This is a genomic window from Niveibacterium sp. COAC-50 (assembly GCF_013184235.1).
Taxonomy (GTDB): Bacteria; Pseudomonadota; Gammaproteobacteria; order Burkholderiales; family Rhodocyclaceae; genus Niveibacterium; species Niveibacterium microcysteis.
This window is the reverse complement of record NZ_JABCJM010000002.1, coordinates 556,461-582,003: the sequence shown is the minus strand read 5'-3', so window position 1 is coordinate 582,003 and position 25,543 is coordinate 556,461. Positions and strand designations below refer to the sequence as shown.

Sequence of the window (25,543 nt, the reverse complement as noted above, 5' to 3'; positions counted from 1 at the left end):
GACAATGACGCCCCTTTTGCAACGCTTTCCGAACGGACACGACCCCGATGGCGATCCAGTGGTTTCCCGGACACATGGCCTCGGCGCGCAAGAAAGCCGCCGAAAGCCTGAAGATTGTCGACATCGTGATCGAGGTGCTGGACGCCCGCATTCCGGAGGCCAGCCGCAACCCGATGATTGAGGAGTTGCGGTTGTTTCGGCAGCGCCCCTGCCTGAAGCTCCTGAACAAGGCGGACCTCGCCGACCCCGAAGCCACACGCGAGTGGCTCGACTACTACAACGCACAGCCCGGTGTGCGAGCGCTCGCCCTATCGTTCAAGAAGCCAGCGGACGTGGCGCGCATCGTGCCCGCCTGCCGCCAGCTCGCACCGCACCGCGACGACAACACCAAGCCGCTGCGCATGATGATTATGGGCATTCCCAACGTCGGCAAATCCACGCTGATGAATGCGCTGCTCAAACGCAAGGTGGCCGCCGTCGGCGACGAGCCCGCCGTGACCAAGGGCCAGCAGACGCTGGATCTGGGCCCCGGCATGACGCTGACCGACACCCCCGGCCTGCTGTGGCCGAAGATCGAGCATGACAGCGACGGCTACATGCTTGCCGCGAGCCATGCGGTGGGCACCAACGCGGTGATCGAGGAAGCGGTGGCCGCCTTCCTCGCCGAATGCCTGCTGGCGCGCTATCCGACCCAGCTGGGCGCGCGCTACAAGTTCAACCCGGCTGGGTTCGACGGGCCCGGCGTGGTCGAGGAAGTCGCCAAGCGCCGTGGCTGCCGCATGAAGGGCGGCGATCTCGACCTGGAAAAGGCCGCGCTGATCCTGCTGACCGATTACCGCAGCGGCACGCTGGGCCGCATCAGCCTTGAAACCCCGAGCACCCGTGCCGCGATGCTGGCGGCGGCCAAGGCGCGCGATGTGGTGCCCGAGGCGGCGCAGCCCGACGACGATGCCGAACCCGCCTGAAATCGGGCCGTGGATCGGTTAGGCTGCTCGATTGACTCTGCCGGACAAGCGAACCATGCATCCGATTCCCAGTGAAGAAACGCTGCCGCGCCGCGCCGGCGTTGATCTCACCTATCGCCTGGTGGCCTGGACCGTGGCCACACCACTCGCGCTGGGCCGGCGCGTGATGCGCGGCCCGCGCGTACCGGATCTTTCGCCGCTCGCCAGCGGTGCGGTGCGGCTGGGGCTCGCGCCATTCTGCATTGCCGCGGTGCTCGGCTGGCGCCTGCAGTCGGCATGCCTGCGGGGCGCCCTGCGCGCGTTGCCGCGCCGCCGCTGAACGGCGCAATCCGACATTGCAGCTTCACGCGGGGGGTCTAGTCTGAAAGACCACCCCGCAGGAGCTGCACCATGCCCGCCTTCTTCAGTGCCCCGTCCGGGCCGACACGTGCCGGCCTGATCCGCATCGACCCGATGAGCGTGAGCGATCGCGCCCTGGTCGAAGACCCCAAGATCTGGACACCCCGCGCCTTCGGCCGCGACGCAAACGGCCACCATGCGCTGCACGGGGTCGAGTTCCGCATGCGCGAGGGGCGCATGGAGCTGACCGATACGAGCCAGGGGGAAACCAGCTTCTTCGTGCTGCCCTTCATCAGCGAGGGCAACACCGATCGCGTTGCCGGCCCGGAAGAGGCAGACCCCGCGCTGGACGGCAACGACGACAATCCGGACGCGCTGTTCGGCATCTCGGTGGTCGGTTTCCACTTCGCGCGTGACGACAAGCGCTTTGGCCCGAAGGACAGGCTGACCTTCCAGTTCTCGATCGCGCAGGATCGCGGTGAGAACAACCCCGGCCTGGAAAATCTCAACTGGGTGCTCAACGCCGGGCTCAAGCTCTACAAGCAAGCCAGCGGCAAGGAGCCGGTCGCGGCCGAGCCGACCGAGCTGGGCCTGTCGTTCCGCCGCGCGTTCCAGAACCGCGTGATGGAAGTGCCGGGCGGCGCGCTCAAGCTGCAGTTCAAGGTGCTGCGGCACGAAGAACCGCCGCTGTGGCGGGAGGCACTCAACTTCATCACCGGCGATACCGGCAAGGAGCTGATCGGCCTGCTCGGCTTGCCGGCGCTGACCACGCCCTGCCTGAACTTCCTCAACCAGAGTCTCGACCGCCTGCTCGGCGACCAAACCAGCGAAGCAGTGTTCGCCGGTGATCCGATCAGCTATGTGCTGACGAAGCGCGCGCGTGAGGAAGTGAGCGGCGGGCTCTCCAGCGCCAAGGTGCTGTCGCTGCGCCCGGGCTTCAGCCTGCTCGTGCGTGGCGCCGATTACGAACGGGTGTTGAAGGCGGAACCGACGGTGGATACCGGCCGCGGGCGCCTGATTCCGAAGGGTGTTTCGGTGCTGGAAGCGAGCCGGCCGGACTACGAGGATCCATTCGCCAGCGTCACCTACGCGCTGCTGCGCATTGGCGTGGCCCAGACCAATCTGCAGAGCGATCTCGCCTACACCACCAAGGTCAAGGCGGGCTGAACCAGCATTGCCTGAGTGCAGCGGCGTGCCGGCTCGCGCGGCACGCCGGCAGTGCGGGTCGCGACATCCGGGTTCCGCTGCCGGCGCGCTGCCATAACGACTTCTCCGGTCCTGCCCTAGAATGGCGCCGCCACTCAAGGATTGCCCATGGAAGAGCGCATCACCCGCCTCGAAGTCAAACTCAGCTTCGCCGAAGACCTGCTCGACGAGCTCAATCACACCGTCTATCGCCAGCAGCAGCAGATCGAAGCCTTGCAGAAACACGTCCGCGCGCTGACCGAGCAGGTGCGTGCCGGCGCTGGCGGGGGGGGCGGAAGTGGCGAGCCGCGCGATCTGCGCGAAGAGATTCCACCGCACTACTGAGCGCTCGCCGCACTACGTAGGCCACGCTCCGACACCCGCGCAAGGTGTCATCCGCCGCGCGCCGAAGGCCGGTCGGAAGGGCCGGACGAACGGCGTCGAAAATGCCAAAGGCGTATGCCAGCATCGTGATTCGCGAGGCCTCGGCAGGTGTGGCCCCGCAGCCAGGGGGCTCACGATGGCACGCATTTTCTTCAGTGCCCATGATCCGGCGGGGCACACCGTGATGGATTCGGTCGACGCCGGCAACGCAGAGCAGGCGATTGCCTCGTTGGCGGCGCGCGGGTTGGCCAACATTCGCCTGCGCGACGTGGCGGAGCTCATCGCGCCGCGTGACGAACGCGGTGGCTACCCGCCGGCGGCGCCCCAGGCGCTGTTGCCGCTACGTCAGCAGCCAGAGCCCAGCCTGTGCACTTTCTGTGCCGAACTTCTGCGCCGTCAGCGCTACTGGGTCGCGCTGGCCGCGTTCCTGCTCGCGTCCGGTCTCGTTCTGGCGCAAGCAATCGTCGTGTTGCTGGCACTGGGTGTGCTGGCGTTCGCCCTGCTGCCGGCGCTGTTGCAGTATCGCTACGCGATCTGCCACGACCGCCTGCTTCGGGCGATGGCATTCGGCCGCTGGACTGATGCCGCCGCCCTCGCCGGTCAACTGGCCAGCCAAGTGCGCAAGCCGATGCCGGCCTTCGATCTTGCTGCGCGTGCGGCGTGCATTTGCGCGGCGCAGGGGGAGCTCGAAAAGGCGCGCACGGCGCTCGAACCTTGGCGCGAGCGTCTGCATGCGAAGTCGCCAACGCTGGTCGATCAACGCCTTGCGATGGTGAACTACGCGGCCGGTGACTACGCCGGCTTCGTCGCCGCAAGCCGCGCGGCGCACCTGGCGGCGCCGGCGGATCTGGCGCTCCGTGTTGATCTGGCGCTGGCCGAAGCGCGGGTCGGTGATTTGCTGGCGGCGCTGGAGCTGCTTGCCGGCGTCGATCCGCGCAAGCTTCCGGCGTCGCGCTGCCCCTTCCACGATTGGGCGCGCGGAATGATCGCGCTACGCCATGGCCGCAGCGAGGCCGTCACCGCCCTGGCCGGCGCCACACGCAGCCTGCAGGCCCATGCGGCCAACCCCGCGACATGGCTATCGCTTGCGCAATGCAGCGGCGCCTATGCGCTGGCCCTGGCGCAACAAGGGCGCCGCGACGAGGCTGAGGCGGTTTTGCGACCCGTGTGGCCGGTGTTGCGGGTGCACGGTGACCGTTTGCTGCTGACCTTGCTCAGACGCGAGCTGCCGGCATTTGCGCCGCAAGCCGACAAAGTAAGGCGCGACGATCGCGTCGCCCGTCGCGGCGGCTGACCTTCTAAGCGGGCGGGTGTCAGATCAGCGAGGGCCCGGCCACGATCGCCTTGGCTTCCTGCTCCGAGATGCGCACCGATGCACTGGTGATGACATGCACCGTCAGCCAGTCGTGCAGATCGAAGGCGCCATCGCCATCGAAGCTCAGGAAACGGCAGCCCACCTGCCCGCCCGCAGCGGCATTGACGTAATTGACGATGCGCGCGCGGCCGCGGACGCGGTCCGGAATGCCTTCGAGCCGCAGTGCGAACGGAAATTCAAGCCCAAGCTCGGGCGAAATCTCCGAGGCGTAGCTGAAGCCCTCAAGCGATAGGTCGTTGAGCGGCAGCCGGTGGCCATCGAGTTCAACCCAGAAGATCGTCTTGCCGTCGCGCTGGGCGGCAAAGCGTTGGCGTGTGCGGCGTTCGTTGCTGGCAGAGGTGTCGCTCATGGGCGTCAGTTTTTTGTCAGGAAGGCGAAGTCTCGGCCGCAGAGCCGGTTTCGCGCAAGTGGCGGCGCTCAAAGCGGCTGAAAAGCGCTGTCAACCTTTCCGTAATGCCCCCCGTTAGAGGCGTCATGGTGGACGACCACCGCAGAATAACGGAGCAGAAATATGGGAAGGCTTTGCGAAGAGTCCTACGCTGAATTCCTCGACTCGCTGAAGGCGGCGGGTGTGGAAATCGCCAATGAGTGCGAACTGCGTGAGCGTTTGGCGGAAACCGCCCGCTGGCGGTTTGCGTTCATGACGATGGCGCAGAACGGCAAGGCAATCGGTATCCGCTTCATCGACCACGGCGCGCGCCATAACAAGGCCCGCATCCGCCGTGCGTTTGCCCGCTACGAATTCCCGGACAACGCCGACAGCGTGTTTGCCGCGAATCTGGCAGCGGACTGATAGCGACACCGCAATTCAGCCTCGTATCAAGCAGAACGCCCCGCAATGCGGGGCGTTCTGCTTTTGTGGCCCGGCAATCAGCTGATCTTGCGTTTCTTGTCGCGCACGAAGGGGTGCCCGTCGCGGCGGGTTACTTCAAACAGGTCGATTGCATCGAACAGATCCACCAGTTTCTTGAAGCCGTAGTTGCGTGAATCGAACGAAGCCTGGTTGCCGATCAGTGCGCCGGCCTTGGCGAGCGGTGCCCAGCCTTGATCATCTTCCGCAGCGTGGACCGCGTTGCGCAGCAGGTTCATCAGTCGCGCGTCGCCCTTCAGCGCCTTGGCGTCGCGCGGTGCGATCGAGGTGACTTCCTCCGGCGTCTCGCCGCTGGTTTCCTGCTCCAGGTAGAGGAAGGTGGAGCACGCGTTCACCAGGGCCACAGGTGTCTTGCGCTCGCCGAAACCGATCACCCGCTTGCCTGCGGCCTGCAGTCGGGTCGCCAGCGGGGTGAAGTCGCAGTCCGACGAGGCGATCGCGAAGACGTCGATCTCGCGCGAATACAGCGTGTCCATCACGTCGATCGCGAGCGCGAGGTCGGTCGCGTTCTTGCCCTTGGTGTAGTCGATCTGGTGCATTGGCTGGATCGCATGCAGGTTCAGCACCGCTTCCCAGCTGTTGAGGCGATCGCTCTTCCAGTTGCCGTAGGCGCGGCGGATGCAGACGGTGCCGTGGCGCGCCAGCTCGGCGAGAATCACGTCGATATACAGCGCGGGGGCATTGTCGGCGTCGATGAACAGGGCGACGCGGCGTTCGTCCAGCGGCATGGCGAGCCTCTTGCGAGTAGGGCGAGGGCAGACAGTCTCGCACGGCTGACCTATCCTTGTGTTCTCGCGTCAGGGGCGGGTATTCCGCGGCCGACGCTGAAAGCCGGAGGGGCCGATGTCATCGAGCGAACCGGGATCCGCTGCGGACCAGATCGTCCGCCATTTCCGCCATGTCTTGCTGTGGCCGCTGCAGCTGGAGGGCGCGCACGGCGAGGAAGTGCGCCGCAAGCCCTGGCGCACGCTGGATGATCCACGCTGGCAGCACCCCTGGCGCCGCGTTGCGGACGAGTTCACCGAAGACCCGCAGCACTTCCACGAACGCCACTACAAGGAGTTCGTCTCCTTCCTGCCGTATGTGCAGCGCTTTCTGTACGGGGATCCGCGCTGTGCCGACGACCTGCCGGACGGCCCGTTGCCGGCGGGGCCGATGCGCGTGTTTCGCCGCGACGATGTTCAGGCTTTGCGGATCACGGTCGCGCCGGGCGATACGCCGGTTCGACTGGCGGTCGCGCATGTCGACCTGTACTTCTTCTTTGAGCTGGATCTGATCCTGCTGAACGTGGAGCTCCACGCCGAATCGTTGCCGCTGAGCACCGCGCAGGAACTGCTTTACCGTTTCGGCCGCGCCTATCCGTCGGGCTGGGACGATGCCGGGCAGGGGCTGCACAACGTACATCGCGCCGAGTGGCTTGGGGCGGACGATGTGGTGCTGAGCAGTTCCGACAGCGATGCCCGTTCGCGTTACCTCGCTTTCGTTTGCCGCAACCGGGCTCCGTGTGTCGGCGTGCACTGGGCGTGGCTGCTGCAGCCGCTGGTGTCGGACCATGTGCGCGAGGATGGGCCGCTGCGCTACCGCCAGATCGAATACCACCGCATGCCGTTCATGGCCTACCTCGCGCTGGAGAAGCCTCGCGCGCTGTCGCGCGAGGACTTCATCCGGCTCGGCCTGGTCGCCCATCTGCGCCCGGGCGATCCGCTGCCGCTGAATGACCCCTCGGTCTGTGAATTCGAGCAGCGCCACTGCGACGACCGCTATTGGTCCAACTCCGCGGCGGGGCCGAATACCCGATTCCTCTGCTCGGGCCAGTCGCTGATCGTCGTTGGCGAGGCGGATTGCGAGTTCTACCGCGATGCCGAGCGCGGGCTGCTGGCCCAGTTCCGCCACCAGTACTTTCTGCTGTTCCTGATCGCGCACTTCCATCGTGCGGCCTTGTTGGTGTTCTCGGACCGCCTGGCCGCCGCGATTGGCGGGCTTGATATTCGTCGCGTCGAATCGGTGCGCCGATTCAAGCGCCGCATCCGTGCGAATTACGCCTTGTTCCTCGGTTTCACGCATCGCTACTGGTTCCCGGAGATTTCCGAGCGCGGCCAGGTGCAATCGTTGTTTCGCCGTGCGTCGACACAACTGGGCAACGATGCCCTGTTCGTGCAGGTGAAGGAGCAGGTCGCCGAGATGAACGACTACCTTGATAGCGACAGCGCGCGGCGCCAGTCGAACACCGTGGTCCGGCTGACTGTGGTGACGATCTTCGGGCTGATCGGCACGATCTCGACCGGCTTCCTTGGCATGAACCTGATCGCCGAAGCGGAAGCGCCGCTGATCGACCGGGTCAATGTGTTCTTCTTTGTGCTGATCCTGTCTACCGTACTGACCCTGATTGCCGTCGCCAAGTCGAAACGCCTGTCGGATTTCCTCGAAGAGCTGTCGGACGAGAACTTGAGTCTGCGGCAGAAGGGCCGAGCCTTTCTTCGCGCGATGCGGCCCGGCGGTGATCGCGGCGCAGGTGCGGGCTGAGGGACGCACATCGTGAGCGACTGGCTCAAGCCGGATACCCGCTGCGCCGATAAACCGTTCAGACCCTGTGAGCAGGGTCGGGGGAGTTAGCTGATGCGTTCGATCCGCCTTTCGCGTAGCTCGCTGCGCCTGAATGAGCCGCTGCCGTGGGATGTGTTCGACGCCGGCGGCAAGCTGCTGCTGCGCCGTGGTTACCGCATCCAGATGCCGGACCAGCTTGATCAGTTGGTCGTGCGCGGCGCTTATGTCGCCGACGCCAGCCCGCCCGCGCCGTTAGAAAGGCCGCCGGTGCGCCCGGAGCCCGCAAGGCGGCAGGTGCTCAGTGACCCGGTGGGCAGCTGGGCGCGAACCGAGGCCCGCCTCGCCAGCTTGCTGCATGCCTTTGAGCGTACGCCAGACTTTTCAGATCGCCTGAGCGAGCTCGCACCGCTGATCAGCGAGCTTTGCGAGCGCGACGCCGATCTCGCGTTGTTCCAGATGATGCGCTGGAACGGCGCCAACTATGCGGTTGCCCATGCGATCCATGCCGCCACCCTGTGCGAACTGGTCGCCCGCCGCCTGGGTTGGCCACCGCACCAGCGCGAACAGATGCTGCGTGCCGCGTTGAGCATGAACATCGGCATGCGGCAGCTGCAAACCAGCCTGGTCACCCAAACCGCGCCACCCAGCGCACCGCAGCGCGAGATCATCCACCAGCATCCGGTGCGTGGCCTGTATCTCCTGGAGTCTGCCGGAGTGACCGACAACGACTGGCTGCGCGCCGTCGCGTTGCATCACGAAGCGCCGGATGCCCTGCCGACGCGGGTGCGCCATGGGTCGGCGGCGCAACTGGCGGAAGTGATCCGCCTCGCCGACATCTTCGGCGCAAAGGTCAGCCCGCGGGCGAGCCGTCCAGCCCTGTCGGCGGACCAGGCCTTGCGCGAAACCTTCATCAGCCACGGCGGGGCAGACAATCCGCTGGTCAATGCGCTGGTCCGCGAGCTGGGCATCTATCCACCCGGCTCTGGTGTGCGGCTCGCGAGCGGCGAGCTGGGGCTGGTCATGCGCCGCGGCGCGCGGGCCGATCAGCCGCTGGTGTATGCGCTGATCAATCGCAAAGGCCAGTTCTACATGGAGCCGGTGATCCGCGACAGCGCGCGATCGCAGTTTGCGGTCGTCGCGACGGTGCCGGTCGAGCGTTTCCGCCAGCTCAACCTGAACCCGGCGCTGATCTTCGGCTATGAGTCGCGCAGCCGGATGCGGCCCTTCGATACGCTGGAATTCGAGTTCTGATTCGGCTGCTCAGTTGGCGTACCAAAGCACCGCGAAGAAGTGGCAAGTCGATCCGGCCAGTACGAACAGATGCCACACGAAGTGGCCAAAGCGCAGGCGCGCATCGAGCGCATAGAACACCACGCCACCGCTGTAGGCGAGCCCGCCGGCAAGAAGCAGCAATAGACCCGCCGGTGCCATGTGCGTCACCAGCGGCACCGTCGCGACGACGATCAGCCACCCCATGGCGAGATACAGGCCGTTCGACACCCACTGGTTGCCGAGTCGGTTGAACTGCATCAGCAGCAGACCCAGCGCCGCAATGCCCCACACCAGCCCGAAGAGCGTCCAGCCCATCGCCCCGCTGAGCACGCCAAGCGTGAAGGGTGTATAGGTGCCCGCGATAAGCAGGAAGATCGCCGCATGGTCGAATTTGCGGAACACCTGCTTCAGGTGCCCTTGCGGCATCCAGTGATAGATCGAGGAATTCAGGTAGGTCAGCACCATGCACACCGCAAACACCGCCGCGCCGACAATGTTCGCGGCATTGCCGCTGCGTGCGGTTACGACGATCAGGATCGGTGCAGCAACAAGTGCCGCGAGCAGGCCGATACCGTGGCTGATGGAATTGGCGAGCTCTTCGGCGCGCGACTGTGGGCGCTTTTTGACTTTCATGACAATCCTTTCCGTGAGCTGGCTTCGCTAAGGTACCAGCATCGGACGCCGGCATTCGAACCGCATTGAGCAGGATCAGCCGCGGCATCTTGCAGCTGGCTTCGCTTACGTCTAGCGACAAAACGATGCACCGGTTTTGGTGCGGCGCACCAATTCCACTCGTGGCGGGCGGCGCCGCGAGCTGTCCGGATCCCAGCTTTGTCGGTCCGGTATTTGGATAATCGCCAACGAAATCAAATGCTTGGCGCTTACTTTTCGCTGACGTTGCGGTCTGCCGCGAGATGGCACGGCTTATGCGTTGAGGCTATGGCCCCAACCTCAACAGGAGTATCGCCATGAAAACCATGCGAACCTTCCTTGCCGCACTCGTGCTCATGGCCACCGCCCTGAGCGCCAATTCGGCGGACCTCGGAACCCTCGACACAAACCTCAGTACAGCCGTCACCTCTAGCAGTACCAAGAGCTTTGCCGAATTCGTGTCCTTCACGATCGACAGCCCCTCATCCGTGTATGCCCAAGTCAGCGGCGCTGGCGCGACAGGCTTCTGGGCACTGTTTGATACCGGCCTGAACAAGCTGTCCACCAGCTACGTTCTCGGTGCATACGATTTCTTCAACCTTGCCGCCGGTGACTACCTGCTTGGTGTTTCGATCAAGCCGCTATTCGGCACCGGTTACGCGATTGCCAGTGCCGGCGCAATCCCGGCGGTGCCGGAGCCCGAGACCTATGCACTGCTGCTGGGTGGCCTCGGCATGATCATCACGATTAGCAGCCGTCGCATGCGCCGCTAAGCGCCCGCGCTGCAGCGTTGTCCAAACCGCCCGCGCAGTCGGGCGGTTGTCTTTTGACGTGCAGAAACATCGCGATGGCCTTTGGCCGTGCGTGCAGGTAAGTCCGGGAGCTTTGCGGCAGGCAGAAGTGGAGCGGGCGATGGGAATCGAACCCACGGCTCTAGCTTGGGAAGCTAGGGTATTACCATTATACGACGCCCGCTCAGGGCCGATTCGAACGTTCGGGTGGCAACACCAGAACGTGAAAACGGCCCGGATTGTACCGGGCCGTCGGGGTTTCAGGCAAACCGTCGATCAGAAGGCGTAGCGCAGACCGCCGGACAGGCCGTAGTCGGTGACATCTTTGCGGCCGAAGTTGCCGTTGAATTCCACCCATGCACCGAGAGCCGGGCTCAGGTGGAAACGGCTACCCAGCTGCACCGTTGCCGCGGTTTGATCCACTTCGCCGGCCGGCAGCTTGTAGCTGCCTGAGTACAGCGACGGCAGGCCCACTTCGATGTCGCGATCGGTCGACTTGATGAAGTCGTGCTCGACACCGATGCGGCCGTAGGGGATGAAGCTGGTCGCGTCGTAGCTCAGCTGATAACCGAGGCGGCCGAGTACCGACTGGCGGACTTGCGAACCGAAGCTCAGCGCGGTGGAAGCGCCGTTTGCATTCGATTCGTTGAAGGCGCGAACCTGGACACGCTGAGCGGTCAGGCCGGCGACCGGGCCGTGCGTCAGCTTGCCCGATTGCAGCTGGTAGAAGGCCTGCATGCCGGCTGACACGTTTGAACCTTCGGTTTCGCCGCTCATCGTGCGGGTCACGTTGCCGAGGTGAACATCGCGGTCGGTGTTGTAGTTGATGTAGCCGATCGTGCCGGCGAAGGACAGGCCGAGCTGGCCGAACACCATGCCGCCATAAAGGCTGGCGGAGAGTTCGGTCTGCGAGTACGAACCACCGTCGGCGGCGAAGTCCGGCTTGTAGCTGCCGCCGTTGAAGGCGACGCCCAGGCCACCAAACTGCGTACGCGTGTCGTAGCCGACCGTGATGCCCCAGGGCATGCCATCGGCGCCACCGAATTCAGGCGAGTCGGCGTACTTGAGTTGGCCACCATTGGCGCTTACCCACAGGCGGCTCGGCTTGGTCGGCGATTCCATGCCTTGATCGAGCAGCGTGTTGGTCAGCGTGTTGCGGGTGCGGACCGGCGTTTCGGCCAGCATGCCGATCTGCTGCGGGGCCACCAGCATGGAGTATGCGTAGTCCGCGAGGATCGCGTGGGTGTGCGTGGTCGGATGCACGCCGTCGGCAAAGATGTATTCCTGCGGATTGGCGACGGTCGAGCCCGGCGCACCGCACAACAGCGAGGTGCCGGTCGGGTTCGTGGCGGTGGTCAGACAGGCGGTGGCGGTGCCGGAGTTGGTGAAGCCGAAGGCGGCGGCATTGGCTTGTACTTCGGTAATCAGGTTGAACGTGTCGAGCGGGATCACGTTCAGGCCCTTGGCGGCCATTTGCCCGAACAGCTGCGAGTTGTACGAGGCGGACAGTTGCGTCAGGCCGGCAGCAGCCGTGGCGCCGGCGGCCAGCGCAGCGGGTGTCTTGCCCATGTTCGGCAGGCTCGGCACGATGATGTACTTCGCGCCGGCATTCTTCAGGGCTTCGACGGCACCGACCTGCTGCGTTACGGTTGTCAGCACGAAGGTCGGCAGGCTGGCTACCGGAACCCCGCCACCTGCGGCGTAGAACAGATCATTGGCCCCGCCCCAAACGGTGTAGAGCGCATGCGAGTCGGCCGCGCCGCCGTTGGCAGTGAGGTAGGCGCCGACTTGGCCGGTGATCGGCGTGGCCGTCGTGGCCGGACCACCGCCGAAACCGGGCGTGCTATTCACGCGGGCGCCACCTTGTGCGTAGTTGGTGCCGCCGGCGGTGTTACTCGGTGCGGCGGTGGTGCCAAGCTTGGCTGCCAGCGCCTCGGACCACACCGGGCCCGGGTTAGTGGTGAACTTGCCGGCAAAGCCGGCATTCACGAGGGTGCCTGCACCGCTCGCCGTGAGGATCGGCTTGAAGTAGCCCGAATCGGTCAGGCTGTCGCCGAAGAAGAAGGTATTCGTGAAATCGGCTGCCGATGCGGGAAGCGCGAACAGCGCTGCAATGGCCAGGCCTAGCGGTTGGCGTGCGAACATCAGGGTCTCCTCGTGTAGGTATTTTTGGTTTTGCGACTGATTGATCCGGCCCGCACCCAGTACGGATGCGTATGGTGCCGGATCTTGGCACTGACTGCGACGGGCGGCAAGCCTTAAGCGTAGCAGCCCGCGTGTTAGAATCCGCGCCTCTGTCGCGGAAATGCCATGATCGAGATCGTCCTCAACGGCGCCCCGCAATCCCTGCCCGCCAATACAACCGTTGCCCAACTGCTCGAGCGCCTCGGCTATGCCGGGAAGCGGCTCGCGGTTGAACGCAATGGCGAGATCGTTCCTAAGGGTCGCCACGCCGAGCTAGCCCTCGCAGCGGGCGACCGCCTTGAAATCGTCGTCGCTGTCGGCGGCGGCTGAAGCCCGAGCCCAAGAACATGACTGACCCGCTGATCATTGCCGGTACCGAGTACCGTTCCCGCTTGCTTGTCGGCACCGGCAAGTATCGCGACTTCACGCAGACACGCGAGGCTATTGTCGCCTCCGGCGCGCAGATCGTCACCGTGGCGATCCGTCGCACCAACATTGGCCAGGACCCGAACGCACCGAGCCTGCTCGACGCACTGCCGCCGTCCGAATTCACCTACCTGCCCAACACCGCCGGCTGCTACAGCGCGGACGATGCGGTGCGTACGCTGCGCCTGGCGCGCGAGCTGCTCGATGGACACGACCTCGTGAAGCTCGAAGTGCTGGGCGACCCGAATACGCTGTTCCCGAACATGCCGGAGACCCTGAAGGCTGCAGAAACGCTGGTGAAGGACGGCTTCAAGGTGATGGTCTACTGCTCGGACGACCCGATCCAGGCGCGCATGCTCGAAGAGATCGGCTGCGTCGCGGTGATGCCGCTGGCGTCGCTGATCGGCTCCGGCATGGGCATCCTGAACCCGTGGAACCTGAAGCTGATCATCGAGCAGTCGAAAGTACCGGTGCTGGTGGACGCTGGTGTCGGCACCGCGTCCGATGCGGCGATCGCGATGGAACTCGGTTGCGACGGCGTGCTGATGAACACTGCCATCGCACTGGCGCAAGATCCAGTGCTGATGGCCGGTGCGATGAAGAAGGCGGTCGAAGCGGGGCGCGAGGCTTTCCGTGCCGGCCGCATGCCGAAGAAGTTCTATTCGGCGAGCCCGAGTTCGCCTACGACGGGCCTGATCGGCAGCTGACCATGTAATCCCTGACGCCGCGGACTCGGCGGGGCAAGACGGACGGATTTCGCCGTTGCCCGCGCAGCGCCGCGGCGGTGTTATTTCCGGAACCACCGCATGAGCGACACACCCGAACCGCGCAAGCATCTGTCGGTCGACGACCCGAAGACGCGCCCGATCCGCAGCTATGTCGTGCGCCAGGGGCGCATGTCGCCGGCGCAGGAACGTTTCATTGCGGAAGGCATGCCGCGCTGGGGCGTCGAGTACAGCGCCGCACCGCTCGACTACGCTGCGGCGTTCGGCCGCGCCGCGCCGACGATCCTCGAGATCGGGTTCGGCATGGGCGACACCACGGCCGCCATCGCGCAGACACGACCGGGCGACAACTTCCTCGGCATTGAGGTGCATGGCCCCGGTGTCGGCAACCTGTGCAAGCTGATCGAAGAGCGCGGCATTTCCAATATTCGCGTGATGCAGCACGACGCTTTCGAGGTGGTGCGCGACATGCTGGCCGATGCGTCCTTGGCCGGCGTGCATGTGTACTTTCCCGATCCGTGGCACAAGGCGCGTCACAACAAGCGGCGTCTGATCCAGAGCCCCTTTGTGCATGAGCTCGCCAAGCGGCTGGTGCCGGGCGGCTACATCCACTGCGCAACCGACTGGGAAGACTACGCGGTGCAGATGCTGGAAGTGCTGTCGGCCGAACCGATGCTCGAGAACACCGCCGACGGTTATGCGCCGAAGCCCGACTACCGCCCGCTGACGAAGTTCGAGAATCGCGGATTGAAGCTCGGGCATGGTGTGTGGGACCTGGTCTTCCGACGCAAGGCCTGAGTGATGCAGGAGGCGGCTCCCGCGCTGGACGATGCGGCGACCGACGACGCCTTGGTCGATGCGCTGCTGGCGCTCGAACTGTTAACGCGCCGCGCCAGCGGGTTGGCCGCGGATGCCGAGGCTTGCCGCGCGCGCATCGCGGAAAGCCTCCCAGTGTCGCAGCTGTGCCAGGTGTGGCGTGACGGCCGGCTGGTCGCCTATGGCATGGTCACCCAGCAAACGGCGACAAGCTGGTTCGTGACGGCCTTCGCCGTGCATCCTAGCTACCGCACGGCTGGCGTGCTGCGCGAGCTACTGGGCGGCCTTGCCTCGCTGATCGAAGCGCTGGGCATCGAAGTCCTGTGGAGCTACGTGTACAAGGCCAACCCGGCCCTGCTGCGGTTGCACCGTGCGCTGGGTTTCGAGGTCCAACGCGAAAACGCTACCGGGGTCGAATTCCGCCTGCCGCTCATTCCGTCGCCGGGCGGCGCCCGCCTGGCCCGCTTGCTGCGATCGAGCCGGGCCTGATTCAAGGAGATCCACCATGATTCCGTGCCGCCGTTACGGCCAAAGCGACATCGAAGTGTCTGCGCTGGGCCTGGGAGCCGGCCAGATTGGCGATGCACGGCTCGACGAAGCGAGTGTCGGCAAGCTGCTGAATGCCGCCGTGGATGCCGGGATCACGCTGATCGACACGGCGCGCGGCTACGGTTTGTCGGAGGAGCGCATCGGGCGCCATCTCGCGCGGCGGCGCAGCGAGATCGTGCTGTCGACCAAGCTCGGCTACGGCATTGACGGTTTCGCCGACTGGACCGGGCCTTGCATCACCGCGGGCGTCGAGGCGGCGCTGCAGCGTTTGCAGACCGACCGGATCGATATCGTGCATCTGCATTCCTGCCCGGCCGAAACGCTCGCGCGCGGCGAAGTCATCGATGCGCTTGAGGCGGCCAAGCAGGCTGGCAAAGTGCGCGCGGTCGCTTATTCGGGCGAGAACGCAGACCTCGACTACGCCGTCGATTGTGGCCGTTTCGACGGTTTCATGGCCTCGCTGAACCTGTGCGACCAACGCGTCATCGATCGCGTCCTGCCGCGCATCTCGGGTAAGGGTTTCATCGCCAAGCGTCCGTCAGCGAACCATCCCTGGCGCTTTGCGGAGAGGCCGCTCGGCGACTACTGTGAGGAATACTGGCTGCGCTGGCGCGCGATGGAGATCTCGAATTTCGGCCATGCCTGGGGCGAGATTGCAATCCGGTTTGCGACTTCGGTGCCGGGCGTCTCAAGCGCGATCGTCGGCACCGCCAATGCGGCAAACCTGGCGCAGAACATCGAATGGTTCGGCCTTGGCCCCCTGCCGGACTACCAGATCGGCAACCTGCGGGCGGCCTTCCTGCAGCACGATCACGACTGGATCGGCCAGATCTGATTCACGCCGCCGCCGTGTAGCCTTAGCGGAACAGTGGCGGATTGCGGGCCAGCCATTCGGCGCGCTGCGCAAATTTGCCGCGCCATGCTCGGCCCAACGCCGGGTGGTTCGCGAGCCAGTTGATCAATTCAGGGTCGGCCGCCGGGTCGAGACGCAGTTGCCACAGCGTCGCGATCGACGGCGCGGCGGGGTCGCTTTCCACCCGCTCAAGCTGCGCTTCCGGCGTGACGATGCCGCCCTGAATCACGCGGAAGTACCAGCCGAGGCGCAGCGTCTCTGCGACAAACGCCGGCGCGTCCGCCTCGTCCAGACGCTTGGCGATCTTGTGGCAAGGCACCCGTGGTTGCGTGACGGCGATACGGCACTCGCCCAGCGCGAATACATCACCAAGGCGCACGTCGTGCTCAAGCCAGCCGGTGTCGGAAATGTTCTCGCCCAGATCGCCGGGGCCGAAGCGCGCCAGCGCGGGGAAGCGTGCCGCCAGCGCGGCGTAGTGCTCAGCCGGGTAGTAGTGCAAGGCCTGATCCGGACCGCCATGAAAGCGATGATCCGCCTGCTCGTCGCCCGCGAAACCGAGCGGCCCGAGCCGCAGCGCCGCCACCACGGGCTGTTTGGCAATCGCGGACGGCGTGCCATCGGCCAGGTGGCCAGCACGGCCTGTGAAATAGCGTGTGCTCATGCAGTGGTCCAGACAAGGGCGCCGGTAACAACCGGAAACATGCCCGCCTGCGGGGTAAACACCTTGGCGCGCGGACGGTGCTTCAATGCAAGTGCAGGGTCGGACACGGTGTGTCGGCCCAGAACCGAATACCGGAGGATCACATGAAAAACACGAAACGACATGTTGCCTTGCTGTTCGTGGCCGGTGCAGCTGCGCTGACCACCGCGGCGGTCCTTGCCGCGCCCGGACCGGGAGACTGCCCGATGGGCGACGGCATGCCGCCCATGCACGGCCAGAAGCGCCCGATCGACCCGGCGCGCATGCAGCAGATGGCCACCAAGCGCTTCGACGCGCTACACGACACACTCAAGCTCAGCGCCGCGCAAGAGCCAGCGTGGAAGGCTTATCGCGACGGCATCCTCGCCGACATGGAAGCGATGGCGAAGAATCGCCCGGACTTCGATGCGCTGCGCGACAAGTCGGCACCGGACCGTATGGCAGCGATGCTCGAGCACTCCAAGCTGCGCCAGGCGCAGATGGAAAAGCACCTCGTCGAGACACGCAAGTTTTACGACCAGCTCACGCCAGAGCAGAAGAAGGCGTTTGACGCGCACAGCATGATGGGGCCGCATGGTGGGCGTGGCGGCATGCGCGGGCCGCGTGGTGCGGCACCCGCACCGGCGCCGAAAGACCTGCAGCCCTGAGCGCTTGCAGAGCGGGGTTGCGTGAGGGCAAGCCGCTGGCCGGCCGGGGTAACCCGGCCGGTTTTTCGTTTACAGCTGATCAGCTTGCGAGGCTGGGGTAGTCGGTATAACCCTTGTCCGCGCCGCCGTAGAAGGTCGATGCGTCCGGGGCGTTCAGCTCCGCGCCCTTGGCAAAGCGTGCCGGCAGATCCGGGTTGGCGATGAAGGGGCGGCCGAACGCGACCGCGTCACCCACGCCGCTGGCGATCAGCGCTTCGGCCTTCTCAAGCGTGTAGCCGCCGGCAAAGATCAGCGTCCCTTTGAAGCGCTGGCGCAACGCGGCGCGGAAAGCGTCGGCCAACTGCGGACCGCCCGCCCAGTCCGGTTCCGCGATATGCACGTAGGCCAGCTTGCGGGCATCGAGTTGCTCGGTGAGGTAGAAGGCCATCGCCTCGGCTTCGGTGTCAGCGATGTCGTTGAAGGTGCCGAAAGGCGACAGGCGGATGCCCGTGCGCGCGGCGCCGATTTCGGCAACGATCGCATCGACCACTTCGAGCGTCAGGCGAGCGCGGTTCTCGACGCTTCCACCGTAGGCATCGGTACGCTGATTCGGGCCGGTGCTCTGGAATTGATCCAGCAGGTAGCCGTTGGCTCCGTGGATTTCGACGAAGTCGAAGCCGGTATCAATGGCGCGGCGCGCGGCAGCGCGGAATGCGGCGACGATGCCCGGCAATTCCTCGACCTCGAGCGCACGCGGCAGATCGGTCTGCACCATGCCCATGCTGCCGTCTGGGTGGACGACAAAGGTCTGCGCATTGGCCTGGATCGCCGAAGGAGCAACCGGCAGCTTGCCGTCCGGCTGAACATGGCGGTGCGAGATGCGGCCCACATGCCAGAGCTGCAGCGCGATATGGCCACCGGCCGCGTGAACCGCATCAGTCACCAGTTTCCAGCCAGCCTGCTGGGCGTCGGTATGCATGCCGGGGGTCCAGGCGTAGCCCTGGCCCTCGGGCATCACCTGCGTGGCTTCGGTGACGATCAGGCCGGCCGAGGCGCGTTGCGCGTAGTAGGTGGCGTTCAGTGCAGTCGGCACATTGCCGGGTTGACTCGCGCGCTGGCGCGTCAGTGGCGCCATGAAAATGCGATTCGGCAGGCTCAGGTTTCCAACCTGAATCGGGTGCAGCAGCTTGTCAGCGTTCATGGTGAGACTCCGGGTGGGGTGTTGTGATTAGACCGGTCGGCTAGAGTCAGGACGAAGTCGATCGGAAAACATGATTTCAATCGGTCAGTGCAGATCGGCGCCTAGGAGGTGCAGCGTATGCGCCCAGGCGGCTTCAAACGGCGTGGCGTCGCGTTGTGCCTTGGTCAGCACGCTTGCGCCGATCCACAAGGTGTAGAGCGTGACGGCCAGACTTGCCGGGTCCGCGCCTGCCGGCAGCGAACCGTCTTGCGAGGCGGCCTGCAGGGCGCCCGCAATTCGCGCAGTGATGCGCCGCGTGCCGACTTCGAGTGCCTGGCGCATCGGCTCGGAGAGGTCGGCCACTTCGGCGGCCAGCTTCACCGCGAGGCATTGCTGCGCGCAGCCGCCGTCGCGCTGGCGGTCCATCCAGTCGGCGAAATAGCCGAGCACCCGCGCGCGTCCGGTGCCGGCGGCGCTGCCAAAACGCTCATCGAGGCTTTCGAGATAGCGCTCGAAGTAGCGCTCGAGCAAGGCAACCCCAAACGCTTCCTTGGAGGGGAACCAATGGTAGAAGGAGCCCTTGGGTACGCCGGCGGCGCTGAGTATCGGGCCAAGCCCTACGGCGGCAAAGCCCTTGCCGAGAATCAGGCTCTCGGCGGTCTTCAGGATGTGCTCGCGGGTGTCAGTGGTCCGGTTCATGGGGTGAATCGTACTAGACCGGTCGTCTACAATGCAAGCGTCGCAAATCCCTGTGTCGGCTTGCTGAGCTGCGAAGAATTCCACACAAAAATGCCATACGCATAGACAGGTGCCTAACCTTTAAGGCAGAATGCGCCCCGATCCCGTTGCATGGCTCCCTTGTGGCGGGATTTTCGGCTCCGGTGGTCCAAACCACGGATCCGAGGTTCGTGGTCGGTAGTCGTATCGGGTCGTGAGGCGGGGGCTTCACGACCCACTTTTTTGCGCGCTGTGGGCTGCGAGCGTCGCTAGAAAGTCATCCACGGGCTGAAAACCGACGACCCGGCTCGAATCGATTTCCTTCCCGGCGGCGTCGAAAAAGACGATGCCGGGCGGGCCGAACAGCCCGAAGCGCTTCAGCAGCGCTTGGTGCGCCTCGGTGTTGCCGGTAACGTCCGCCTTTAGCAGCACCGTGTCTTTCAGGGCTGCTGCGACGCGCGGATCGCTGAAGGTGAAGCGCTCCATCTCCTTGCAGCTGACGCACCAGTCCGCGTAAAAGTCGAGCATTACCGGCCGCCCTTCGGCGAGCCGGGCATCGAGCTCTTCGACGCTGGCCACTGGCTGGAACGGCAGTTTCGTATTGGCCTCGGCGGCCGTTGCACCGCGCAGGAAGCCGAGTGGCTGCAGTGGATCACGGCTGCCACCCAAAGCGCCGATCAGCAGCGCACTGCCGACGATCAGCAACAGTACCCCGACCCCCTTCCAGAAGCGCCGCGCGCCCTTCGCCTGCGGCGGCAGCGGGTCCAGCGCATGCAGGAATACGGCGCACACGATCGCAAGCGCGGCCCACGCCAGCATCACGACAACCTGCGGCAGTACCGGCGTGACCAGCCACAGCGCGAGCGCGAGCAGGATCACGCCAAAGCTGCGCTTGACGGACTCCATCCAAGGGCCGGCGTGCGGCAGCAGGCCGCGCGTGGCAACGGCCACCAGAATCAGCGGGGCGCCCATGCCCAGCGCCATCACGAACAGCGCCACGCCGCCGAGCAGCGCGTCACCGGTCTTGGCGATGTAGAGCAAGGCGCCGGCGAGTGGCGCCGCGACGCAGGGGCCGACGATCAGGGCCGACAACACGCCCATCACCGCCACACCCAGCACTGAGCCGCCGCGCTGATGGTTGGCGCGGTCGGACAGACGACTCTGCAATGCCGAGGGAAGTTGCAGTTCGTAGAAGCCGAACATCGCGAATGCAAGGACGACGAAGATCGCCGCAAAGCCGCCGAGCACCCAGGCATTCTGCAATGCCGCCGACAGCAGCGTGCCGGAAAGACCCGCCGCTACACCCGCCACCGCGTAGGTCAGCGCCATGCCCAGCACGTAGACGCCTGCCAGGGCGGTTGAGCGCGCACGGGTCACGTGTGCGCCCTGGCCTACGATGATGCCGGAGAGGATCGGCAGCATTGGCAGCATGCAAGGCGTGAAGGCAAGCAGCAGACCGGCACCGAAGAAGCTCAGCAGGATCAATGAGAGCTTGCCGGTGCTCAACAGCCCAGCAAGACGCCCGCTCTCGTCCGCCGTGACCGGCGCTGCCGCCGCGATCGCGGGCGCGGTGGCAGCCGAGGCGGGTTCGTCACGAGCACCGAGCTTGCCGAGCGCGCGCGACAGCAAGCCACCACCTTCGGCGCCGCCGAGCGTCACCAATGTCGTTTGCGGTGGGTAGCACACCCCCACGTCTGCACAGCCTTGGTATGTAACGCTCAGCTGTTGTCCGTTGCCGAGCGCTCCGGACGCAACGGGCACCGAGACTGCGAGGTCGCCGCGGAAAATCTCCACTTCGCCGAAGAACTCGTCCTGCTTTCGCTCGCCGGCAGGGTAGCTGGCGGGTGCGAGCGTCAAGGTAGCGTCCTTGGGCTCGAATGCGAACCGATGCTTGTAGAGGTAGTAACCCTTCTCGATCGCAAAATGCAGCGAAATCGTCTTCGAGTCCTTGGCTTCGGCCGTGACGCCGAACGCCTTCTCGGGTTCCAGCAATTCCGGCGCCGCAAGGGCGCTTGTTGTGAGGCAGCAAAGCAACAGCGAGATCAGGAACTTCATCGGTCGTGTTTCTAGAGCCCGTCGGGCAATTGTTCGTCAGGTTCGGTCATCGCGACCACCCATTGCAGGTAGGCCGCGGCGCCGCGATTTGCTTCAACTGCGAGAATCTCTGGCACCTCATAGGGGTGCTCGGCCAGCAACGTCGCTTCGAGCGCCGCGTAGCGGGATGCGGCGGTCTTGATCAGGGCCGGCACTTCCTCCGCCTGTTCGACGGCGCCTTGCCAGCGATAGATCGAACGAATCGGCGCAAGGATGTTGACGCAGGCGGCGAGCCGACGTTCCACAAGACGCTGCGCGATGCGTTCTGCCGTCGCCGCGTCAGGAAAGTTGCACATCACGATCAGCACAGGCTCTGTCATGGCCTTACCCCTGAGGACTCCGCCTCTGAATTCTAGCGGCAGCGGCCAGCCGCACCTTGGCTCCAAACAAAAACCCCGCCTAAGGGCGGGGTTTGGTCGCAGCGGCGAGGGTTCAACCCTTAAGGCATTCGCTCATGAACTTCTTGCGGTCGTCACCCGTCTTGCCGGTTGCCTTTTCGTTGCAGACTTTCATCTTGTCTTGCTGCGAGGTGCTGGACTTGGCGTCCGCTTTCGCATCGGCGGCGGGCGCGGCAGCGGGTTTGGCGCTGAGGCAGTCGCTCATGAACTTCTTGCGTTCATCGCCCTTCATGCCCGTCGCCTTTTCATTGCAAACCTTCATCTTGTCCTGCTGGGCGCTGGGTGCCTTGGCATCCGCTTCGGCGGCGGCGGGCTTGGCGCTCAGACAGTCGCTCATGAACTTCTTGCGCTCATCGCCCTTCATGCCGGTCGCCTTCTCGTTGCAGACCTTCATCTTTTCCTGCTGCGCAGTCGGCTTTTTCGCCTCGTCGGCGGCGTGGGCGGGGAGCAGGGCGAACTGCGCGGCCAGAGCTGCAGCCAAGATCACAAGCTTATTCATGCTAGGCCTCCGGAGGAGAGATTGGGGTAGAGCCGCCACCGATGTGGCGGAAGGAGATGCGGGCGTTCGGGCTACAGGTCTTCTTCGTCGAGATCCAGCGCAGAGCGTTGGCGATCAACGAATTCCTGCATCGAGTCTATGCCACGTAACTGAAGAATGGTATTTCGCACCGCCGCTTCCAGCAACACCGCAAGGTTGCGGCCGGCGGCAACCGGCAGGGTGACGCGGCGGGTTGGTACACCGACGATATCCTGCATATCGTCTTCCAGCGGCAGGCGTGGCATCTGCGCGCTTTCGCCGCGGATCTGGCGATGCAGATGTACCACCAGCTTGAGCTTCATCTTCCGGCGGCATGCGGTTTCGCCGAAGATCGTGCGGATGTTCAGGATGCCGAGACCACGGACTTCCAGGAAGTCCTTCAACATTGGCGGGCAGCGCCCTTCCAGCACACCGGGCGCGATGCGCGAGACTTCGACCACGTCGTCCGCGACGAGACCGTGACCGCGCGAGATCAGTTCGAGCGCAAGCTCGGATTTGCCGGCACCGGAATCGCCGGTGATCAGCACGCCGAGCCCGAGCACATCCATGAACACGCCGTGCAGCGAGGTCTTCTCGGCAAGGTTGCGCGCAAGATAGGTGCGCAGCGAATCGATCACGCGGGCCGTCTCGGCCGAGGTTGTGAACATTGCGACGCGTGCGCTTTCGAACGCACTCTGGATCAGCGGCGGCACTTCACATCCGTCCGCCACGATCATCGCTGGCGGGTGCGCCAGCAAGATGCTCTCCAGCTGATGCTGTACCTTGTCGCGTGCCTGGCGACGAATCCAGCCCAGCTCCGCCTCGCCCATCACCTGAATGCGGTTCGGGTGGATGATGTTGAGGTGGCCTACCAGCTCGGCTGGCCACACTTTCTCATTTGGAACCTGAACCTCGACATCGAGCGGGCCGGCGAGATGGCTCAGGCCGAGCCGGTCGCGGTTGTCCTCGTAGATCCGGGCGACGCTAGTTCGCCGCATTCGGGTTCCAGTTCACGAACAGGGTGTGGGCCTCGGACGCATCACTGGCCTGCGCCAGTGCATCGCGGAAGCTGCGGTCGGAGAACATCTGTGCGAGCTCCGATAGCAGTCGCAGGTGGTGCTCGGTGGCGCTTTCCGGCACCAGCAGCACGAACATCAGATTCACCGGCTTGCCGTCCGGGGCCTCGAATGGCACGGGCTGCGCAAGGCGGATGAAGGCACCGACGGCGTCGCGCAGGCCCTTGATACGGCCGTGCGGAATCGCAATGCCTTGTCCAAGGCCGGTGGAGCCGAGCTTTTCACGCGTGAAAAGTGCGTCGTAGACGGCGCTGCGCGCGAGTCCCTGATGGTTTTCGAAGAGCAGGCCAGCCTGTTCGAAGACGCGCTTCTTGCTGCTCGCCTCAAGATCGACGAGCACATTGGACGGCGGCAGCAGCGGGGCGATGAGATTCATGCTTGGGGTTCAGAAATGCACTGCGCGCCCGAAGGCGCGCAGATCCGGGGTCAGCTCATGTTCGGCGCGGGGGCTTTCCGCAAGCTTACGCGCCGGGATTCACTAGAGCGACCGTGATTACGATTCTGCAGATTGGCGCTTGTGCGCCTCGTGGCCGTGATCGTAGGACTTTTCCTTGTGCTTGAGAACCTGCCTGTCCAGTTTGTCCGTCATGGCGTCGATTGCGGCATACAAATCTTCGTCAATGCTCTCGACGAAAATGTCCTTGCCGCGTACATGTACCGTCACTTCCGCCTTTTGCTTCAGCTTTTCCACCGACAGGATCACGTTAACGCTCGTGACGTGATCGAAGTGGCGAATCACGCGATCCAGTTTCGATGTTACGTAGTCGCGGAGCGCGGCGGTAACTTCGAGATGGTGTCCGGTGATGTTCAGGTTCATGATTTATCCTCTCAGATCATCTTGCGCTGGCTGACCGGCGGGATGTTGAGCGACTCGCGGTACTTTGCGATGGTACGCCGCGCAACGACAATCCCCTGCTGGCCGAGAAGCTCGGCAATCCGCGCATCGGATAGCGGTTTTTTGCGATCCTCTGCCGCGACCAGCTGGCGAATCAGCGCACGAATCGCCGTAGCTGAACACGCGCCGCCAGAATCCGTGGCGACGTGGCTGCCGAAAAAATACTTCAGTTCAAGGATACCTCTTGGCGTGGCCATGTACTTCTGCGTGGTCACCCGAGAGATCGTCGACTCATGCAGATCAAGCTGCTCTGCGATTTCGCGCAGTGTCAGCGGACGCATTGCCACGTCCCCATAATCGAAGAACTGCCGCTGGCGGTCAACGATTGCCTGGGATACCCGCAGGATCGTGTCAAACCGTTGCTGCACGTTCTTGATCATCCAGCGTGCCTCCTGCAACTGCCCGGCCAGTGATCCGGCCGAGCCGCGGTTCTGCTGCAGGATTCCGGCGTAGAGCTGGTTGATCCGCAGCTTGGGCATCGCGTCCGGGTTCAGTGTCGCACTCCAGTGGCCGCGCACCTTGCGCACGATCACATCCGGGATCACATATCGCGTCTCGATTGCGGCAAACCGCGCACCGGGGCGCGGATCGAGGCTGCAAACGAGCTGGTGCGCCTCGCGCAGGGTTTCGTCGCTGCAACCCAGATGCCGCTTGAGTCGCACGAAATCCCGCGCGGCCAGCAGCTCCAGATGCTGCTCGACGATGATGATCGCGGCTTCACGCGCAGCGCTCTCAGGCAGCAGGCGCAATTGCAGCTTCAGGCATTCGCCTGGCGAGCGTGCGCCGATGCCCGGCGGATCGAGGTTCTGCAGGTGCGCGAGGGCGATCTGCAGCTCGTCGACGTCAACTTCAAACTCGGACGGCAACAGCTCCAGCAGTTCGTCGAGCGGCTGGGTCAGATAGCCATCGTCGTCGAGCGCTTCGATCATGAAGCGCAGCAGCGCGCGATCGCGGTCCGACAGCGGCATTAGGGCAACTTGTTCATCCAGGTGGTCGCGCAGGCTCGTCTGCGCAGCACGGAATTCCTGGAAATCCGTCTCGTCGTCATCGTCGCGATTGCCGCTGCCGCTGCCGCCGCCTTCGCCGGACCACTCGGTGGGGCCGTCGTCATAGCTGCCGGCATCGTCGAAGCTCGGCTCGCTTGGTTCGGGCGAGGTCTCGGCCGCTTCGGCCGCCGCATCGTTGGCGGTGTCGGTGCGTTCGTCGCCGCTCGGCGCGGTGGCGGATTGCCCCCAGGCTTCCGGGTCCGACTCGGCGTCTTCGCGTTCGAGCAAGGGGTTCTCGAGCAGCATGCGCTCGATTTCGCTGTTGAGCTCCAGTGTCGATAGCTGCAGCAGCTTGATCGACTGTTGCAGCTGCGGGGTCAGCGCGAGCTGCTGGGAGATGCGGAGCTGGAGCGAGGGCTTCATC

General features: G+C 64.7%; 29 protein-coding genes and 1 tRNA gene. 15 read left to right on the top strand and 15 right to left on the bottom strand.

Annotated features, from left to right (window positions below):
• Positions 1-47: 47 nt before the first annotated feature.
• The 5 genes from ylqF (at position 48) to HH302_RS10175 (ending at position 4,167) form a co-directional block, all read left to right on the top strand.
• The gene (gene ylqF / locus HH302_RS10195) at positions 48-965 is read left to right on the top strand and encodes a ribosome biogenesis GTPase YlqF (RefSeq protein ID WP_172201914.1); all 918 of its coding nucleotides are present in this window, start codon (positions 48-50) and stop codon (positions 963-965) included.
• A 55-nt stretch (positions 966-1,020) separates the two neighbouring features.
• Entirely contained in the window at positions 1,021-1,284 is a 264-nt protein-coding gene (locus HH302_RS10190) for a hypothetical protein (RefSeq protein ID WP_172201912.1), read from the top strand.
• A 71-nt stretch (positions 1,285-1,355) separates the two neighbouring features.
• The gene (locus HH302_RS10185; RefSeq protein WP_172201910.1) at positions 1,356-2,471 is read left to right on the top strand and encodes a hypothetical protein; all 1,116 of its coding nucleotides are present in this window, start codon (positions 1,356-1,358) and stop codon (positions 2,469-2,471) included.
• 147 nt (positions 2,472-2,618) lie between these two features.
• On the top strand, positions 2,619-2,834 hold the full coding sequence (locus HH302_RS10180; protein WP_172201908.1) for a SlyX family protein: 216 nt from the start codon (positions 2,619-2,621) through the stop codon (positions 2,832-2,834).
• Between the two features lie 175 nt (positions 2,835-3,009).
• On the top strand, positions 3,010-4,167 hold the full coding sequence (locus tag HH302_RS10175; protein WP_172201906.1) for a hypothetical protein: 1,158 nt from the start codon (positions 3,010-3,012) through the stop codon (positions 4,165-4,167).
• 19 nt (positions 4,168-4,186) lie between these two features.
• On the opposite strand, the gene HH302_RS10170 is transcribed toward HH302_RS10175, so the two are convergent.
• Complete coding sequence (locus HH302_RS10170; RefSeq protein ID WP_172201904.1) at positions 4,187-4,597, bottom strand: PilZ domain-containing protein; 411 nt, start codon at positions 4,595-4,597, stop codon at positions 4,187-4,189.
• Positions 4,598-4,759: 162 nt separating this feature from the next.
• Here HH302_RS10170 and HH302_RS10165 point away from each other — a divergent pair, with 162 nt between their 5' ends.
• Positions 4,760-5,041, top strand: a complete 282-nt coding sequence (locus tag HH302_RS10165; RefSeq protein WP_172201902.1) for a hypothetical protein — start codon at positions 4,760-4,762, stop codon at positions 5,039-5,041.
• 77 nt (positions 5,042-5,118) lie between these two features.
• On the opposite strand, the gene HH302_RS10160 is transcribed toward HH302_RS10165, so the two are convergent.
• Positions 5,119-5,847: an NYN domain-containing protein gene (locus HH302_RS10160; RefSeq protein WP_172201888.1), complete on the bottom strand. Its 729-nt coding sequence runs from the start codon at positions 5,845-5,847 to the stop codon at positions 5,119-5,121.
• A 115-nt stretch (positions 5,848-5,962) separates the two neighbouring features.
• On the opposite strand from HH302_RS10160, the gene HH302_RS10155 reads away from it, so the two are divergent.
• Both HH302_RS10155 and HH302_RS10150 read left to right on the top strand, forming a co-directional pair.
• Positions 5,963-7,642 (top strand): hypothetical protein, encoded by a 1,680-nt coding sequence (locus HH302_RS10155; protein ID WP_172201886.1) that lies wholly within the window; start codon positions 5,963-5,965, stop codon positions 7,640-7,642.
• A 93-nt stretch (positions 7,643-7,735) separates the two neighbouring features.
• A complete protein-coding gene (locus tag HH302_RS10150; RefSeq protein WP_172201884.1) occupies positions 7,736-8,914 on the top strand; it encodes an HD-GYP domain-containing protein in 1,179 nt (392 codons plus the stop codon).
• A gap of 9 nt (positions 8,915-8,923) precedes the next feature.
• Here HH302_RS10150 and HH302_RS10145 read toward each other — a convergent pair whose 3' ends face one another.
• Positions 8,924-9,568 (bottom strand): hemolysin III family protein, encoded by a 645-nt coding sequence (locus tag HH302_RS10145; protein ID WP_172201882.1) that lies wholly within the window; start codon positions 9,566-9,568, stop codon positions 8,924-8,926.
• A gap of 335 nt (positions 9,569-9,903) precedes the next feature.
• Between HH302_RS10145 and HH302_RS10140 the strand changes: the two genes are divergently transcribed.
• Positions 9,904-10,359 carry a PEP-CTERM sorting domain-containing protein gene (locus tag HH302_RS10140; protein ID WP_172201880.1) on the top strand — a complete coding sequence of 152 codons (456 nt, stop codon included), beginning with the start codon at positions 9,904-9,906 and terminating at the stop codon, positions 10,357-10,359.
• A gap of 128 nt (positions 10,360-10,487) precedes the next feature.
• Here HH302_RS10140 and HH302_RS10135 read toward each other — a convergent pair.
• Positions 10,488-10,561: transfer RNA gene (locus HH302_RS10135), tRNA-Gly, on the bottom strand.
• Positions 10,562-10,653: 92 nt separating this feature from the next.
• On the bottom strand, positions 10,654-12,522 hold the full coding sequence (locus HH302_RS10130) for an autotransporter domain-containing protein (protein ID WP_172201879.1): 1,869 nt from the start codon (positions 12,520-12,522) through the stop codon (positions 10,654-10,656).
• A 165-nt stretch (positions 12,523-12,687) separates the two neighbouring features.
• Between HH302_RS10130 and thiS the strand changes: the two genes are divergently transcribed.
• From thiS to HH302_RS10105, 5 genes are all read left to right on the top strand, one after another.
• Positions 12,688-12,891, top strand: coding sequence for a sulfur carrier protein ThiS (thiS, locus tag HH302_RS10125; protein WP_172201878.1), 204 nt, complete (start codon positions 12,688-12,690; stop codon positions 12,889-12,891).
• 17 nt (positions 12,892-12,908) lie between these two features.
• Positions 12,909-13,694: a thiazole synthase gene (locus tag HH302_RS10120; protein ID WP_172201877.1), complete on the top strand. Its 786-nt coding sequence runs from the start codon at positions 12,909-12,911 to the stop codon at positions 13,692-13,694.
• 99 nt (positions 13,695-13,793) lie between these two features.
• Positions 13,794-14,510 (top strand): tRNA (guanosine(46)-N7)-methyltransferase TrmB, encoded by a 717-nt coding sequence (trmB, locus tag HH302_RS10115; protein WP_172201876.1) that lies wholly within the window; start codon positions 13,794-13,796, stop codon positions 14,508-14,510.
• Between the two features lie 3 nt (positions 14,511-14,513).
• Entirely contained in the window at positions 14,514-15,017 is a 504-nt protein-coding gene (locus HH302_RS10110) for a GNAT family N-acetyltransferase (RefSeq protein ID WP_172201875.1), read from the top strand.
• Positions 15,018-15,033: 16 nt separating this feature from the next.
• Entirely contained in the window at positions 15,034-15,912 is an 879-nt protein-coding gene (locus HH302_RS10105) for an aldo/keto reductase (RefSeq protein ID WP_172201874.1), read from the top strand.
• A 22-nt stretch (positions 15,913-15,934) separates the two neighbouring features.
• Here the strand turns inward: HH302_RS10105 and HH302_RS10100 are convergent, their stop codons facing one another.
• Complete coding sequence (locus tag HH302_RS10100; RefSeq protein ID WP_172201873.1) at positions 15,935-16,591, bottom strand: MOSC domain-containing protein; 657 nt, start codon at positions 16,589-16,591, stop codon at positions 15,935-15,937.
• A gap of 143 nt (positions 16,592-16,734) precedes the next feature.
• Here HH302_RS10100 and HH302_RS10095 point away from each other — a divergent pair, with 143 nt between their 5' ends.
• The gene (locus tag HH302_RS10095; RefSeq protein WP_172201871.1) at positions 16,735-17,277 is read left to right on the top strand and encodes a Spy/CpxP family protein refolding chaperone; all 543 of its coding nucleotides are present in this window, start codon (positions 16,735-16,737) and stop codon (positions 17,275-17,277) included.
• Between the two features lie 79 nt (positions 17,278-17,356).
• Here the strand turns inward: HH302_RS10095 and HH302_RS10090 are convergent, their stop codons facing one another.
• The 9 genes from HH302_RS10090 to HH302_RS10050 form a co-directional block, all read right to left on the bottom strand.
• Positions 17,357-18,457: an alkene reductase gene (locus HH302_RS10090; RefSeq protein WP_172201869.1), complete on the bottom strand. Its 1,101-nt coding sequence runs from the start codon at positions 18,455-18,457 to the stop codon at positions 17,357-17,359.
• An 84-nt stretch (positions 18,458-18,541) separates the two neighbouring features.
• Positions 18,542-19,135 carry a TetR/AcrR family transcriptional regulator gene (locus HH302_RS10085; protein WP_172201867.1) on the bottom strand — a complete coding sequence of 198 codons (594 nt, stop codon included), beginning with the start codon at positions 19,133-19,135 and terminating at the stop codon, positions 18,542-18,544.
• A gap of 246 nt (positions 19,136-19,381) precedes the next feature.
• On the bottom strand, positions 19,382-21,208 hold the full coding sequence (locus HH302_RS10080) for a protein-disulfide reductase DsbD (protein ID WP_172201865.1): 1,827 nt from the start codon (positions 21,206-21,208) through the stop codon (positions 19,382-19,384).
• Positions 21,209-21,219: 11 nt separating this feature from the next.
• Positions 21,220-21,567 carry a divalent-cation tolerance protein CutA gene (cutA, locus tag HH302_RS10075; protein WP_172201863.1) on the bottom strand — a complete coding sequence of 116 codons (348 nt, stop codon included), beginning with the start codon at positions 21,565-21,567 and terminating at the stop codon, positions 21,220-21,222.
• 112 nt (positions 21,568-21,679) lie between these two features.
• Positions 21,680-22,144 carry a PsiF family protein gene (locus tag HH302_RS10070; protein WP_172201861.1) on the bottom strand — a complete coding sequence of 155 codons (465 nt, stop codon included), beginning with the start codon at positions 22,142-22,144 and terminating at the stop codon, positions 21,680-21,682.
• A gap of 71 nt (positions 22,145-22,215) precedes the next feature.
• A complete protein-coding gene (gene hprK, locus HH302_RS10065) occupies positions 22,216-23,160 on the bottom strand; it encodes an HPr(Ser) kinase/phosphatase (protein WP_172201858.1) in 945 nt (314 codons plus the stop codon).
• On the bottom strand, positions 23,147-23,614 hold the full coding sequence (gene ptsN / locus HH302_RS10060; RefSeq protein ID WP_172201856.1) for a PTS IIA-like nitrogen regulatory protein PtsN: 468 nt from the start codon (positions 23,612-23,614) through the stop codon (positions 23,147-23,149). The genes hprK and ptsN overlap by 14 nt, the downstream gene beginning before the upstream one ends.
• Before the next feature lie 117 nt (positions 23,615-23,731).
• Positions 23,732-24,055, bottom strand: a complete 324-nt coding sequence (gene hpf, locus HH302_RS10055; protein ID WP_172201854.1) for a ribosome hibernation-promoting factor, HPF/YfiA family — start codon at positions 24,053-24,055, stop codon at positions 23,732-23,734.
• A gap of 11 nt (positions 24,056-24,066) precedes the next feature.
• Positions 24,067-25,542 carry an RNA polymerase factor sigma-54 gene (locus tag HH302_RS10050; protein WP_172201852.1) on the bottom strand — a complete coding sequence of 492 codons (1,476 nt, stop codon included), beginning with the start codon at positions 25,540-25,542 and terminating at the stop codon, positions 24,067-24,069.
• Between the last annotated feature and the right edge of the window lies 1 nt (position 25,543).

Coding starts and splice junctions, on each gene's coding strand:
- hprK (WP_172201858.1), bottom strand. CDS start 23,160: ATGCGGCGAACTAGCGTCGCCCGGATCTACGAGGACAACCGCGACCGG.
- thiS (WP_172201878.1), top strand. CDS start 12,688: ATGATCGAGATCGTCCTCAACGGCGCCCCGCAATCCCTGCCCGCCAAT.
- HH302_RS10150 (WP_172201884.1), top strand. CDS start 7,736: ATGCGTTCGATCCGCCTTTCGCGTAGCTCGCTGCGCCTGAATGAGCCG.
- HH302_RS10100 (WP_172201873.1), bottom strand. CDS start 16,591: ATGAGCACACGCTATTTCACAGGCCGTGCTGGCCACCTGGCCGATGGC.
- HH302_RS10185 (WP_172201910.1), top strand. CDS start 1,356: ATGCCCGCCTTCTTCAGTGCCCCGTCCGGGCCGACACGTGCCGGCCTG.
- HH302_RS10110 (WP_172201875.1), top strand. CDS start 14,514: ATGCAGGAGGCGGCTCCCGCGCTGGACGATGCGGCGACCGACGACGCC.
- HH302_RS10050 (WP_172201852.1), bottom strand. CDS start 25,542: ATGAAGCCCTCGCTCCAGCTCCGCATCTCCCAGCAGCTCGCGCTGACC.
- HH302_RS10095 (WP_172201871.1), top strand. CDS start 16,735: ATGAAAAACACGAAACGACATGTTGCCTTGCTGTTCGTGGCCGGTGCA.
- HH302_RS10160 (WP_172201888.1), bottom strand. CDS start 5,847: ATGCCGCTGGACGAACGCCGCGTCGCCCTGTTCATCGACGCCGACAAT.
- cutA (WP_172201863.1), bottom strand. CDS start 21,567: ATGACAGAGCCTGTGCTGATCGTGATGTGCAACTTTCCTGACGCGGCG.
- HH302_RS10090 (WP_172201869.1), bottom strand. CDS start 18,457: ATGAACGCTGACAAGCTGCTGCACCCGATTCAGGTTGGAAACCTGAGC.
- HH302_RS10165 (WP_172201902.1), top strand. CDS start 4,760: ATGGGAAGGCTTTGCGAAGAGTCCTACGCTGAATTCCTCGACTCGCTG.
- HH302_RS10155 (WP_172201886.1), top strand. CDS start 5,963: ATGTCATCGAGCGAACCGGGATCCGCTGCGGACCAGATCGTCCGCCAT.
- HH302_RS10140 (WP_172201880.1), top strand. CDS start 9,904: ATGAAAACCATGCGAACCTTCCTTGCCGCACTCGTGCTCATGGCCACC.
- trmB (WP_172201876.1), top strand. CDS start 13,794: ATGAGCGACACACCCGAACCGCGCAAGCATCTGTCGGTCGACGACCCG.
- HH302_RS10120 (WP_172201877.1), top strand. CDS start 12,909: ATGACTGACCCGCTGATCATTGCCGGTACCGAGTACCGTTCCCGCTTG.
- HH302_RS10170 (WP_172201904.1), bottom strand. CDS start 4,597: ATGAGCGACACCTCTGCCAGCAACGAACGCCGCACACGCCAACGCTTT.
- HH302_RS10180 (WP_172201908.1), top strand. CDS start 2,619: ATGGAAGAGCGCATCACCCGCCTCGAAGTCAAACTCAGCTTCGCCGAA.
- HH302_RS10145 (WP_172201882.1), bottom strand. CDS start 9,568: ATGAAAGTCAAAAAGCGCCCACAGTCGCGCGCCGAAGAGCTCGCCAAT.
- HH302_RS10175 (WP_172201906.1), top strand. CDS start 3,010: ATGGCACGCATTTTCTTCAGTGCCCATGATCCGGCGGGGCACACCGTG.
- HH302_RS10085 (WP_172201867.1), bottom strand. CDS start 19,135: ATGAACCGGACCACTGACACCCGCGAGCACATCCTGAAGACCGCCGAG.
- HH302_RS10190 (WP_172201912.1), top strand. CDS start 1,021: ATGCATCCGATTCCCAGTGAAGAAACGCTGCCGCGCCGCGCCGGCGTT.
- ylqF (WP_172201914.1), top strand. CDS start 48: ATGGCGATCCAGTGGTTTCCCGGACACATGGCCTCGGCGCGCAAGAAA.
- HH302_RS10070 (WP_172201861.1), bottom strand. CDS start 22,144: ATGAATAAGCTTGTGATCTTGGCTGCAGCTCTGGCCGCGCAGTTCGCC.
- HH302_RS10105 (WP_172201874.1), top strand. CDS start 15,034: ATGATTCCGTGCCGCCGTTACGGCCAAAGCGACATCGAAGTGTCTGCG.
- ptsN (WP_172201856.1), bottom strand. CDS start 23,614: ATGAATCTCATCGCCCCGCTGCTGCCGCCGTCCAATGTGCTCGTCGAT.
- HH302_RS10080 (WP_172201865.1), bottom strand. CDS start 21,208: ATGAAGTTCCTGATCTCGCTGTTGCTTTGCTGCCTCACAACAAGCGCC.
- hpf (WP_172201854.1), bottom strand. CDS start 24,055: ATGAACCTGAACATCACCGGACACCATCTCGAAGTTACCGCCGCGCTC.
- HH302_RS10130 (WP_172201879.1), bottom strand. CDS start 12,522: ATGTTCGCACGCCAACCGCTAGGCCTGGCCATTGCAGCGCTGTTCGCG.